This window comes from Serratia sp. SA088 (genome assembly GCF_049065515.1).
In the GTDB taxonomy this organism is placed as follows: Bacteria; Pseudomonadota; Gammaproteobacteria; order Enterobacterales; family Enterobacteriaceae; genus Serratia; species Serratia nematodiphila.
This window is the reverse complement of sequence record NZ_JBAKGW010000003.1, coordinates 504,936-517,626: the sequence shown is the minus strand read 5'-3', so window position 1 is coordinate 517,626 and position 12,691 is coordinate 504,936. Positions and strand designations below refer to the sequence as shown.

Annotated in this window: 10 protein-coding genes; 5 read left to right on the top strand and 5 right to left on the bottom strand. The window is 59.5% G+C overall.

Annotation, left to right across the window (positions count from 1 at the left end):
- The first annotated feature begins 416 nt into the window (after positions 1–416).
- A complete protein-coding gene (queD, locus tag ACOWVD_RS11140; protein ID WP_004932638.1) occupies positions 417–776 on the top strand; it encodes a 6-carboxytetrahydropterin synthase QueD in 360 nt (119 codons plus the stop codon).
- Positions 777–806: 30 nt separating this feature from the next.
- Here queD and queE read toward each other — a convergent pair whose 3' ends face one another.
- Positions 807–1,478, bottom strand: coding sequence for a 7-carboxy-7-deazaguanine synthase QueE (gene queE / locus ACOWVD_RS11135; protein ID WP_004932641.1), 672 nt, complete (start codon positions 1,476–1,478; stop codon positions 807–809).
- A gap of 327 nt (positions 1,479–1,805) precedes the next feature.
- Between queE and ACOWVD_RS11130 the strand changes: the two genes are divergently transcribed.
- The 4 genes from ACOWVD_RS11130 (at position 1,806) to ACOWVD_RS11115 (ending at position 8,242) form a co-directional block, all read left to right on the top strand.
- On the top strand, positions 1,806–3,146 hold the full coding sequence (locus ACOWVD_RS11130) for an MFS transporter (RefSeq protein ID WP_049242642.1): 1,341 nt from the start codon (positions 1,806–1,808) through the stop codon (positions 3,144–3,146).
- 375 nt (positions 3,147–3,521) lie between these two features.
- The gene (gene hutU, locus ACOWVD_RS11125; RefSeq protein WP_015376677.1) at positions 3,522–5,213 is read left to right on the top strand and encodes a urocanate hydratase; all 1,692 of its coding nucleotides are present in this window, start codon (positions 3,522–3,524) and stop codon (positions 5,211–5,213) included.
- Entirely contained in the window at positions 5,210–6,745 is a 1,536-nt protein-coding gene (hutH, locus tag ACOWVD_RS11120; RefSeq protein WP_015376676.1) for a histidine ammonia-lyase, read from the top strand. The genes hutU and hutH overlap by 4 nt, the downstream gene beginning before the upstream one ends.
- Positions 6,746–6,847: 102 nt before the next feature.
- Positions 6,848–8,242, top strand: coding sequence for an amino acid permease (locus tag ACOWVD_RS11115; RefSeq protein WP_085337443.1), 1,395 nt, complete (start codon positions 6,848–6,850; stop codon positions 8,240–8,242).
- A 36-nt stretch (positions 8,243–8,278) separates the two neighbouring features.
- On the opposite strand, the gene ACOWVD_RS11110 is transcribed toward ACOWVD_RS11115, so the two are convergent.
- The 4 genes from ACOWVD_RS11110 to eno all read right to left on the bottom strand — a co-directional run bounded on the left by ACOWVD_RS11110 (position 8,279) and on the right by eno (position 12,690).
- The gene (locus ACOWVD_RS11110; RefSeq protein WP_031300382.1) at positions 8,279–9,475 is read right to left on the bottom strand and encodes a methionine gamma-lyase; all 1,197 of its coding nucleotides are present in this window, start codon (positions 9,473–9,475) and stop codon (positions 8,279–8,281) included.
- 30 nt (positions 9,476–9,505) lie between these two features.
- Positions 9,506–9,910, bottom strand: coding sequence for a hypothetical protein (locus ACOWVD_RS11105; protein WP_080286892.1), 405 nt, complete (start codon positions 9,908–9,910; stop codon positions 9,506–9,508).
- Positions 9,907–11,097, bottom strand: coding sequence for an NAD(P)/FAD-dependent oxidoreductase (locus ACOWVD_RS11100; protein ID WP_049242070.1), 1,191 nt, complete (start codon positions 11,095–11,097; stop codon positions 9,907–9,909). Before ACOWVD_RS11100 ends, ACOWVD_RS11105 begins: the two co-directional genes overlap by 4 nt.
- A gap of 297 nt (positions 11,098–11,394) precedes the next feature.
- Positions 11,395–12,690: a phosphopyruvate hydratase gene (gene eno, locus ACOWVD_RS11095; RefSeq protein WP_004932670.1), complete on the bottom strand. Its 1,296-nt coding sequence runs from the start codon at positions 12,688–12,690 to the stop codon at positions 11,395–11,397.
- Position 12,691: the final 1 nt, after the last annotated feature.

Here is a 12,691-nt window from a genome sequence, read left to right as displayed (position 1 = left end):
CTTAGCGCCTTTCCTGCCAGGCGCGCGCCAGTGTCAGTCGCTGTCTCTTCGCTGCGTCGGGTGTGCGGAAAAGATCAGGAGAGTTTGTAAGGTTACCGAGCAGAATAGCAACGATTAAATAAGGGATAGCAATAAATCATAACCAAAATGACTAAGCTGTTTTTCTGGTAAGGGATAACGCTTAAACCGTTAAACAAAGTTTTTTATCCAGATGAAATTAAAGCGCTTTTTTTCATCGTTTTTTCACCGTTCAACATTTCGGCTCATAACCCCAGCCGATAGGTGCCGCAAACACCAAACAAAAAAAGTGTTAAACGGGCGCGTTGGCCGTGGCGGTAGACCATAACGGTATAAATGGCAAGCAGACGCGCTTTCCGGTACTATGCGGCGGTTTTTGAGTCAATGAGGCCGTAATAATGGCAACCACGCTGTTTAAAGATTTTCAGTTTGAAGCCGCACACCGCTTGCCGCACGTGCCGGAGGGCCATAAATGCGGCCGTCTGCATGGGCATTCGTTTATGGTGCGTCTGGAAGTGACCGGTGAAGTGGATCCCCACACCGGTTGGGTGATGGATTTCGCCGAGCTCAAGGCTGTGTTTTCCCCGATCTGGGAACGGCTGGATCACCATTATCTGAACGATATTCCAGGATTGGAAAATCCCACCAGCGAAGTGCTCGCCGCCTGGATTTGGCAGCAGCTCAAGCCCCAGCTGCCGGAATTGACGGCGGTGATGGTGAAAGAGACCTGTACGGCGGGATGCGTATATAAAGGTTAAAAGAAAGGGCGCCGCAATGGCGCCCTGATTTTAGGCGATGTTCAAATACTTGTGGGTCTGCATCGACAGCCGCCAATTGCGCGCGATACAGGTTTCAATACACAGACGGGTCGCCTCTTCTTTCTGGCTGATCGGCTGCAGTGCGATAATGCGCGCCTTGTCATCCTGCAACGTCGCCAGCAGCGCATCCAGCGCCTCGATGTCGCGCTCGCGCGCCACCGGATGCTTCACCTCGTCGGCGCGCCGCAGCGCCTGATCCAACACCTTCATGCCGCCGCGCATGTTCACCTTGGGCGAAACCGTCACCCAGGTGTTGGCGGAACAGCGAATTTCGTGGGTGCCGCTGGTTTCAATCTGGCAACGGTAGCCGTGCTGTTCGAACAGCTCGGTCAGCGGCGCCAGATCGTAGATGCAGGGTTCGCCGCCGGTGATCACCACATGACGCGCGGTGTAGCCTTGCTGACGCATCACCGCCAGCAGCTGCTCGGCGCTGGCATTGCCCCAGGCGTCGCTCTCTTCTGTTTTGACCAGGATCCGTTGCAGGTCGACTTCCCGATGGGCTTCCTTTTCCCAGGTATGTTTGGTGTCGCACCAGCTGCACCCTACCGGGCAGCCCTGCAGGCGGATAAAAATGGCCGGCACGCCGGTGAAAAAGCCTTCGCCCTGCAAGGTTTGGAACATCTCGTTGATCGGGTACTGCATCGGTTTCTCAATCTGGAAAAGTAAAAAGCGATTATCGCAGATTCCGGCCCGGCGACCAAACGGCCAAAATTGTATTAAATTTTATCCTCCGCGCCGCCGTCAGCATATCTCACCGCCAAGGGCGTTCATTTAATTTGTTAACCGGTCTTTGGCCTTTCATCGGCGGTGCAACCTGCTCCACAGAAAACAACACGCAGTTAACAAATAAGATAATTATATTTGACATAAAGCGCCGACGCGCAGATGTATATACAAGCAAACACAAGCCGAGCGCCAGTTTCGGCCACGTTCCATCCATCACGACTACATCTGCGTTTAGAGGGTGCCATGACTCATTCCACCAGCGAGTTAAACATTCAACAGGCCATCGACGACAGCAAGTTTTCGCTGTTTCACTGGACACTGATCATTCTCGGATTTCTGATCCTCGCCATCGACGGTTTCGATACCGCCGCCATGGGCTATATCGCCCCCTCGGTCGCCAAAGACTGGGGCATCGTGAAGCAGGATCTTGGACCGGTGCTGAGCGCCGCGCTGTTGGGGCTGTCGCTCGGCGCGCTGATAGCCGGGCCAATCTCCGACCGCATCGGCCGCAAGCGCGTGCTGGTGTTTTCCTGCCTGTTCTTCGGCCTGTCGAGCCTGGCCACCGCCTACGCCGGCTCGCTCAATAGCCTGACGCTGTGGCGTTTCCTCACCGGCCTCGGGCTGGGAGCGGCGATGCCCAACGCTATCACGCTGATCTCCGAATACGCGCCGCAGCGCTGCCGTTCGCTGGCGATCAATACCATGTATTGCGGCTTTCCGCTGGGCGCGGCCGGCGGCGGCGCCATTTCATCGTGGCTGATCCCGAGCTACGGCTGGCACAGCGTGCTGTTGCTCGGCGCCATTGCGCCGCTGGCGTTGACGGTGTTGCTGATCCTGCTGCTGCCGGAATCGGTCAAATATATGGTCAACCGCGGGCAGGATGTGGCGAAGATCAAACGCATTGCGCAACGCTTCGTCAGCCAGAGCCTCGACGGCGTGACGCGTTTTTACCTGTATGAAGAGAAGCTGACGCAGGCCAAGACCAGCGTCGGGCTGCTGTTCAGTCGCCCTTACCTGCTCGGCACGCTGATGCTGTGGGTGACCTACTTCATGGGGCTGGTGATCTACTACGTGTTGCTGAGCTGGATGCCGATCCTGATGCAGGGCTTGGGCTATCAGCTGGAGCAATCGGCGATGCTCACCTCGCTGTTCACCTTCGGCGGCACGCTCGGCATCCTGGTGGCCGGCTGGCTGATGGACCGCTGGAATGCGCACAAAGTGGTCTCGAGCGGCTTTGTCGTCACCGCCCTGCTGATCGTGGCGATGGCCACCGAAGACAAGCAGATCGTGCTGCTGGGCGCCTTCATCTTCCTGATGGGCGTCACCATGAACGGCGCGCAGTCCGGGCTGCAAACGCTGGCGGCCACCTTCTACCCGACCCACAGCCGCGCCACCGGCATCGCCTGGATGCAGGGCATCGGCCGCTTCGGCGGCGTCGCCGGCACCATGATGGGCGCCCAACTGCTGGCGATGCAGTGGGAAGTGCAGAGCATCCTGATGTTCCTGTGCGTACCGGCTCTGATCGCCGCCATCGCCACGGTGTGCAAGATGAGCCGCAAGCCGATGCTGCAACCGGCTGCCTGAGCCTGGCAAGCCCGCCCACGGCGGGCTTTCTTCCCGCGGTGATAGGGCTTGTTTATCCTCCGCCGCCAACTGTAATCAGTCTGTAAAAATATTGTGACTAGCCGCCCAAAAATGAGTCAATTTTAATTCATTTTTGCCGAACAGCTCACTTTTCTCCGGCTTTCCGTATCTGAGACCGGCGATAAAAAATCGCATATCAACCTGATATAAAAAGAAAATAACTTTTTCTTATGCCACTTTTCAGCGGCAACTGGTCAGTGTTGCATATGCTTGTACATACAAGTATATGTTAATAAGCCCTACGCATTGTTATGCCGTGGTACTCATCCCCACCGCGGCATGGAATCTGCACCGATACTGTTTGAGGAAAATGCTGTGACTACAAATAACAAAGTTCGCAATGTCGATGTACGCGCGCCACGCGGCACACAATTAAACGCAAAAAGCTGGCTGACCGAAGCGCCGTTACGCATGCTGATGAACAACCTCGATCCTGAAGTTGCGGAGAACCCACACGAGCTGGTGGTGTACGGCGGCATCGGCCGCGCCGCGCGCGACTGGGATTGCTACGACAAGATCGTCGAAACCCTGAAAACGCTGGAAGAAGACGAAACCCTGCTGGTGCAGTCCGGCAAGCCGGTCGGCGTATTCAAAACCCACAGCAACGCGCCGCGCGTGCTGATCGCCAACTCCAACCTGGTGCCGCACTGGGCGACCTGGGAACACTTCAACGAGCTGGACGCCAAAGGCCTGGCGATGTACGGCCAGATGACCGCCGGCAGCTGGATCTACATCGGCAGCCAGGGCATCGTTCAGGGCACCTACGAAACCTTCGTCGAAGCGGGCCGCCAGCACTACGACGGCAGTCTGCAGGGGCGCTGGGTGCTGACCGCCGGTCTGGGCGGCATGGGCGGCGCGCAGCCGCTGGCCGCCACGCTGGCGGGCGCCTGCTCGCTGAACATCGAATGTCAGCAGAGCCGCATCGATTTCCGTCTGAAAACCCGCTACGTCGATGAGCAGGCCAAAGATCTGGATGACGCGCTGGCCCGCATCAAAAAATACACCGCCGAAGGCAAAGCCATCTCCATCGCCCTGTGCGGCAACGCGGCGGAAATCCTGCCGGAGTTGGTGCGCCGCGGCGTGCGCCCGGACATGGTCACCGATCAGACCAGCGCCCACGACCCGCTGAACGGCTATCTGCCGAAGGGCTGGAGCTGGGAAGAGTATCGCCAGCGCGCCCAGACCGAGCCGGCCAAGGTGGTCGCCGCCGCCAAGCAGTCGATGGCCGATCACGTCAAAGCCATGCTGGCGTTCCAGCAGATGGGCGTGCCGACCTTCGACTACGGCAACAACATTCGCCAGATGGCGAAAGAAACCGGCGTCGACAACGCCTTCGACTTCCCGGGCTTCGTGCCGGCCTACATCCGTCCGCTGTTCTGCCGCGGCATCGGGCCGTTCCGCTGGGCGGCGCTGTCCGGCGATCCGCAGGACATCTACAAAACCGACGCCATGGTGAAAGAGCTGATCCCGGATGACGAACACCTGCACCGCTGGCTGGACATGGCGCGCGAGCGCATCAGCTTCCAGGGCCTGCCGGCGCGCATCTGCTGGGTTGGCCTCGGCCAGCGCGCCAAGCTGGGCCTGGCGTTCAACGAGATGGTGCGCCGCGGTGAACTGTCCGCCCCGATCGTCATCGGCCGCGACCACCTGGATTCCGGCTCCGTTTCCAGCCCGAACCGTGAAACCGAAGCGATGAAAGACGGCTCAGATGCGGTCTCCGACTGGCCGCTGTTGAACGCCCTGCTGAACACCGCCAGCGGCGCCACCTGGGTTTCCCTGCACCACGGCGGTGGCGTCGGCATGGGCTTCTCCCAACACTCCGGCATGGTGATCGTCTGCGACGGCACCGACGAAGCCGCCGAGCGCATCGCCCGCGTGCTGCACAATGACCCGGCTACCGGGGTCATGCGTCACGCCGACGCCGGTTACGATATCGCTATCGACTGCGCCCGCGAGCAAGGCCTGAATCTGCCAATGGTTGCCGCGACCCAAGGAGAAAAAGCATGAAAGCGCTGACTATTCGCCCGGGCAAACTGACGCTGGCCCAGCTACGCGACGTCTATCAGCATCCGGTGACGCTGACGCTGGACGACAACGCCTACGGCCCTATCCAACAGAGCGTAGCCTGCGTGGAACGCATCGTTGAAGAAAACCGCACCACTTACGGCATCAACACCGGATTTGGCCTGCTGGCTTCGACGCGCATCGCCCGCGACGATTTGGAAAATCTGCAGCGCTCGATCGTGCTGTCACACGCCGCCGGCGTGGGCGAGCCGACCGACGACAATCTGGTGCGCCTGATCATGGTGCTGAAGATCAACAGCCTGTCGCGCGGCTTCTCCGGCATTCGCCTGGAAGTTATCCAGGCGCTGATCGCGCTGGTCAACGCCGAAGTCTATCCGCATATTCCGCTGAAAGGCTCCGTCGGCGCCTCCGGCGACCTGGCGCCGCTGGCGCACATGAGCCTGGTGCTGCTGGGCGAAGGTAAGGCACGCCATCAGGGCCAATGGCTGCCGGCGACCGAAGCGCTGGCCAAAGCCGGCCTGAAACCGCTGACGCTGGCGGCGAAAGAGGGCCTGGCATTGCTGAACGGCACCCAGGTCTCCGCCGCCTTCGCGCTGCGCGGCCTGTTCGATGCCGAAGATCTGTTCGCGGCCGCCACCGTGGCGGGCAGCCTGACGGTGGAAGCGGCGCTGGGCTCTCGCAGCCCGTTCGATGCGCGTATCCACGAGGTGCGCGGCCAGCGCGGCCAGATCGACGCCGCCCTCGCCTATCGCCACCTGCTCGGCGCGCGCAGCGAAGTCTCCGACTCGCACCGCAACTGTGAAAAAGTGCAGGATCCTTACTCCCTGCGCTGCCAGCCACAGGTGATGGGCGCCTGCCTGACGCAGATCCGCCAGGCCGCCGAGGTGCTGGAGATCGAAGCCAACGCCGTCTCCGATAACCCGCTGGTGTTCGCCGAACAGGGCGACGTGCTGTCCGGCGGCAACTTCCACGCCGAACCGGTAGCGATGGCCGCCGATAACCTGGCGCTGGCATTCGCCGAAATCGGTTCGCTGTCCGAACGCCGCATCTCGCTGATGATGGACAAACACATGTCGCAGCTGCCACCGTTCCTGGTGGAGAACGGCGGCGTGAACTCCGGCTTCATGATCGCTCAGGTCACCGCCGCAGCGCTGGCCAGCGAAAACAAAGCGCTGGCGCATCCATCAAGCGTCGACAGCATTCCGACCTCCGCCAACCAGGAGGACCACGTTTCCATGGCGCCGGCCGCCGGCCGCCGCCTGTGGAACATGGCGGACAACGTGCGCGGTATTCTGGCGGTCGAGTGGCTGGCCGCCTGTCAGGGCCTGGATTTCCGCAACGGCCTGAAGACCTCGGAAGGTCTGGAGCAGGCGCGCCGTCTGCTGCGCGAGCATGTCAGTTTCTACGACAAGGATCGTTTCTTCGCCCCCGACATTGAAGCCGCCAGCCAACTCTTGGCGGCCGGTCACCTGACATCGCTGCTGCCTGCGGCGCTGCTGCCTAGCCAGGCATAATCATCACATACTGAATCACGCAGTTTGTTCTGCCCCGCCGGGTGCGTTCCACCCGGCGCGGGCAGCGCGTGCCTGTTCGGCAAACACTTAACGGGAAGCAACATGCGTAACGAAACAACACAACTCAGACGCGGACTAAACGCGCGACATATCCGTTTCATGGCTCTCGGCTCGGCGATCGGCACCGGCCTGTTCTACGGCTCCGCCGGCGCCATTCAGCTGGCCGGCCCGGCGGTGCTGCTGGCCTATCTGGTAGGCGGCGCGGCGGTGTTCATGGTGATGCGCGCGCTGGGTGAAATGGCGGTGCACCAACCGGTCTCCGGCTCGTTCGGCCACTACGCCAGCCACTATCTCGGCCCGCTGGCCGGGTTCCTTACCGGCTGGACCTACACCTTTGAAATGGTGATCGTCGCCCTGGCGGACGTCACTGCCTTCGGCATCTATATGGGGCTGTGGTTCCCGGACGTCGCCCAGTGGGTTTGGGTGCTCAGCATCATCCTGTTTATCGGCGCGCTCAACCTGTGCAGCGTCAAGGTTTTCGGCGAGCTGGAGTTCTGGCTGTCGCTGGTCAAGGTCGCCGCCATCGTGGCGATGATCGTCGGCGGCGCGGCGGTGATGCTGTTCGGTTTCGGGCAAGCCCAGCACGCCACCGGCATCAGCAACCTGTGGCAGCACGGCGGCTTTATGCCTAACGGCATCGGCGGCGTGGTCGCGTCATTAGCGGTAGTGATGTTCGCCTTCGGCGGCATCGAGATCATCGGCATCACCGCCAGCGAGGCGAAAGACCCCGCCAAAGTGCTGCCGAAGGCGATCAACGCCGTGCCGGTGCGCATCCTGCTGTTTTACGTGCTGACGCTGACGGTGCTGATGGCGATCTATCCGTGGAACAGCATCGGCCAGAACGGCAGCCCGTTCGTTGAGATCTTCAGCAACCTCGGCATCAGCTCCGCCGCCAACGTGCTGAACGTGGTAGTGATCACCGCCGCCATTTCGGCCATCAACAGCGATATCTTCGGCGCCGGCCGCATGATGTACGGCATGGCGCAGGACGGCCAGGCGCCGCGCAGCTTCACCAAACTGACCGCCAGCGGCGTGCCGTGGATGACGGTGCTGGTGATGTCGGTCGCCCTGCTGTTGGCGGTGGTGCTCAACTACCTGATCCCCGAGAAGGTCTTCATGATCATCGCCTCGATCGCCACCTTCGCCACCGTCTGGGTGTGGCTGATGATCCTGCTGTCACAGATCGTCATGCGCCGCACGCTGTCGCCGGAAGAAACGCGTCAGTTGAGCTTCCCGGTGCCGTGGTGGCCGGTCGCGCCGGCATTGGCGACCGCCTTTATGGCGTTCGTCATCGGCCTGCTCGGCTACTTCGAAGAGAGCCGCATCGCGCTGTACGTCGGGCTGGTGTGGATCGCGTTCCTCACCGTGGCTTACTGGCTGTGGGTGCGCAAGAAAGGCGGCGGTTCGCCGGTGACCGCAGCAACGCAACAGATGTAACGCTCGCTTCTGCTAAAACCCGCTGCGGCGGGTTTTTTATTGCGCCTGCGCCAACGCCTGCAGGATATCCGCCTGCAGATCGTCAAACGCCTCCAGCCCGGCGGACAGCCGCACCAGCCCCTCGCTGATGTGGTGCCGTTTCCGCTCTTCCGGTGTGTAGGCCGAGTGCGTCATGCTGGCCGGGTGCTGCGCCAGGCTTTCGCAATCGCCCAGGCTGACCGCGCGCAAGATGAGCTGCAGCGCGTTGAGGAAACGAATGCCCGCACGCAAGCCACCCCGCAGCTCAAACGCCAGCATGCCGCCGGGGCGCGCCATTTGCCGCTGCGCCAACGCATGCTGCGGGAAGTTCGCCAGGCCGGGGTAATATACCCGCTCGACCGCCGGATGCTCCGCCAACATCTCCGCCAGGCGCTGCGCATTATCGCAATGACGATCCATGCGCAGCGGCAGGGTTTTCATCCCACGCAGCACCAGCGCGGCATCCTGCGCCGACAGTACCGCCCCATTCATGTCCTTTAGCCCCTCCAGACGGATCGCCTCGGCCAACGCCTGACGCGTCACCGCGATCCCGGCCAGGAGATCCCCATGCCCGCCGAGGTACTTGGTCGCCGAGTGCACCACGATATCGGCGCCTAGCGCCAAAGGCCGCTGCAGATAGGGCGTACAGTAGGTGTTGTCCACCAGCAACAGCGCCTGATGCCGATGGGCGATCTCCGCCACGGCGGCGATATCGATCAAACGCATATTGGGATTGGCCGGCGTTTCGCAATACACCAGGCGGGTACGCGGTCCAATGGCCGCCGCCAACCGCTCCGGCCGGGTCAGATCAACGTGGGTTATCTTGACGCCAAAGCGCGCCAGACCATGATGAAAGTAGCTGAAGGTGCAACCATAGACGGTTTCGTCGACAATCAGCTCATCACCCGGTCTGAGCAGCGTCCAACAACACGCGGTGATCGCCCCCATACCGGAAGCGAACGCCACCGCAGCTTCCCCTTCCTCCAGGTTGGCGATGCGTTGCTCGAGCAGGTTTAACGTCGGGTTGGCGATACGCGAATAAAAGTACCCCGGCTCGGTGCCGGCAAAGCAGGCGCCGCCGTATTCCGCCGTGGGAAAAGCAAACGTAGAGCTCATAAACACCGGCGGAGACAGTGCCCCCTGATACCGCTGAGGATCGTAGCCGTAATGAATAGCCCGGGTGGCAAAGTCGTGGCCAACTGCTGTAGCGGACATAACACAACTCCTTACCTGAGTGGGTGAAGCTTAATTCGACGATTCATCTGGCAGGGCTGACGGCAACGCACTGTCTCGCGTGCGCTGGCCGATGATTTGTAAAGTACGCAGCAGCAACGTTAACCCCAGCAGGGTATCCGGCTGCTTCAGCAAGGCGTACAGCGCGCGAAAACTGGCCGGTGGTGGATTCAACTGCAGCTCGCTGTGCGCCATCTGCAGCGCCGTTCCGCCTTCCCAGCCGAGGGTCACCAAACCTTCAAAGACGCCGGCTAATTTCTCCACCAGCGCGTTGTCGGCAATATCCACCACGTCCGACAACAGCGACAACAGATCGACCACGTTATCCAACCGGCCACCCGCCAGCAGCGGCTGCAGTTTCTCGAGCAACGCCGCCAATGATTGCAGGTCAGCCGCATGCACCGTGCTTTCCGTCATATCAGCCCCCTTACCGTGGCCCAGTAAAGGCCGCGGTTAAACCCATTGCGCAGCATGCCGCCCACCTTGGTGGCGGGCGTCGGCAGCACGTCGTGACGGTAGTCGTACACCAGCGGCATGCCGGCATTCAGCCCCATTTGCGCGACCGCCTGCACCTTGCCGTCATAATGGCTCACGGTTTGGCCCAGCCGCATTTCCGCCACGATGTTGTCGGCAATGACCGGCGCCTGATTATGGCAAGAGCCGCCGGCCTTGCTGACCGGCAAATCCACGGTATCGCCTATGACATACACGCCCTGCTGGCCGTAGACCTGCAGCGTTTGATGATCGGTCGGCAGCCAGCCTTCACCGTTTTGACTCTCGCTCAACCCTGTATTGCGCACCGCTTCGACTGCGCGAATCGGCGGCGTTGCCATCAGAATGTCGAACGACTGCTCTTCCCCCTCAGCGGAATAGGCGATGTTACGTTGGGCGTCTACCCGGCTGAGGGTAAACCCACGCTGGTGGAGAATGTCACGTGCGGCAAAAATGGCGGGCAACGCTTCGCCGGTCGGGCGCTGTAAAAACAGGCAGTTACGCAGCAGTTGAGAAATGGTTGGGTAGGTATAAACGATCTCCACCGCCTTGCGCACGCCGCGCCGCCGCAGGTAGTCGTCCAGCATCAGGGTGGTTTCGATCGGGGCGATGCCGCACTGGTGGGGCACGTTGGGCGTTTCAGGGAAGGACACGGTGATGAAAATGCGGCCTTTCTCGATCGTCGCCAGCTTATGCGCCAACTGCTGCGCGGCCTGATACTGGTAGAAATGATCGCCCGCCTGCGCCAACCCTTCGATGCGCTCTGGCCAGGGTACGCAGCCGGTGGCGAAAACCAGAAAATCATAGGAATAAAATTTACCGCTTTGTGTCGCTATACTTCGCTGTTTTAAATCGAAAGATTCCGCTTTATCAATAATAAACTGTATTTCAGGCCGCAATAAACTCCGCTGTGAGCGCGTAAGCTCCTGCTTGAAAAAAGAATTGAATGCCACATACATAAACGCCGGTTTGTAATAATGCAGCGGTGAATCCGATATCATTAATAACTCGACTTTATTATTAATAATTTCCCGGTGTAATTTTGCAGCCAATAAATTGGCCAGGATGGTGCCGCCGGTTCCACCGCCGACAATGATGATTCGTTGTCGCATCAAGCCCTCGCTCAACCGGCCAGCAAGCCGGCAGTATTAAGGTATGGTGATGTTCAAGGTCTACGGCAGAACGGCGAAAATAAACTGCCTTATTGGCAGTCTAGTAACGAATAGTTATAAAGCAAACAAAATGGGAATATAAAATAATCGCGTTTACTATCTTTAATGAAATTATCGGGTTAAACAAAACCACGCTTTCAATAAAAAACTTATTATTAAAATGACAATCATCACGAATTTAAAACATAAAAAAACCCGCCGCGGCGGGTTTTTATTTAGCAACCGAATCGGTCGAACTTACTGGCCTTTAACTTCTTTCAGGCCGTTGAACGGCGCACGGTCACCCAGCGCTTCTTCGATACGGATCAGTTGGTTGTACTTGGCAACGCGGTCAGAACGGCTCATGGAACCGGTTTTGATCTGACCAGCCGCAGTCCCTACCGCCAGGTCAGCGATGGTCGCGTCTTCGGTTTCACCGGAACGGTGAGAGATCACCGCAGTGTAACCGGCGTCTTTCGCCATCTTGATAGCTGCCAGGGTTTCGGTCAGAGAACCGATCTGGTTGAACTTGATCAGGATGGAGTTAGCGATGCCTTTCTCGATGCCTTCTTTCAGGATCTTGGTGTTGGTCACGAACAGATCGTCGCCAACCAGCTGGATTTTGTCGCCCAGTACTTTGGTCTGGTAAGCGAAGCCCGCCCAGTCGGATTCATCCAGGCCGTCTTCGATAGACACGATTGGGTACTGTTTGGTCAGCTCTTCCAGGAAGTGAGTGAACTCTTCGGAAGTGAAGGCTTTGTTGCCTTCGCCGGCCAGCACGTATTTACCGTCTTTGTAGAATTCGGAAGCCGCGCAGTCCATCGCCAGAGTGACGTCTTTGCCCAGCTCGTAGCCCGCCGCTTTTACCGCTTCAGCGATAACCGCCAGCGCTTCGGCGTTGGAACCCAGGTTTGGCGCGTAGCCGCCTTCGTCGCCCACGGCGGTGTTCATGCCTTTGGCTTTCAGAACTTTCGCCAGGTGGTGGAACACTTCGGAACCGATGCGTACCGCTTCTTTCAGGGTCTTCGCGCCAACCGGCTGAATCATGAATTCCTGAATGTCGACGTTGTTGTCAGCGTGCTCGCCGCCGTTGATGATGTTCATCATCGGCAGTGGCATGGAGAATTTGCCTGGGGTGCCGTTCAGTTCAGCGATGTGCTCGTACAGCGGCATGCCTTTAGAAGCTGCGGCCGCTTTCGCTGCTGCCAGGGAAACCGCCAGAATGGCGTTGGCGCCGAAGTTGGATTTGTTTTCGGTGCCGTCCAGCTCGATCATGATCTTGTCGATGTTCGCCTGGTCTTTGGCATCTTTACCCAGTACTGCCTGAGCAATCGGACCGTTTACTGCAGCAACGGCTTTCAGTACGCCTTTACCCAGGAAACGAGACTTGTCACCGTCACGCAGTTCCAGCGCTTCGCGGGAACCGGTAGAAGCACCTGACGGCGCAGCAGCCAGGCCGACGAAACCGCCTTCCAGATGAACTTCGGCTTCAACAGTCGGGTTACCGCGGGAGTCGATGATTTCACGACCGATGACTTTAACGATTTTGGACATT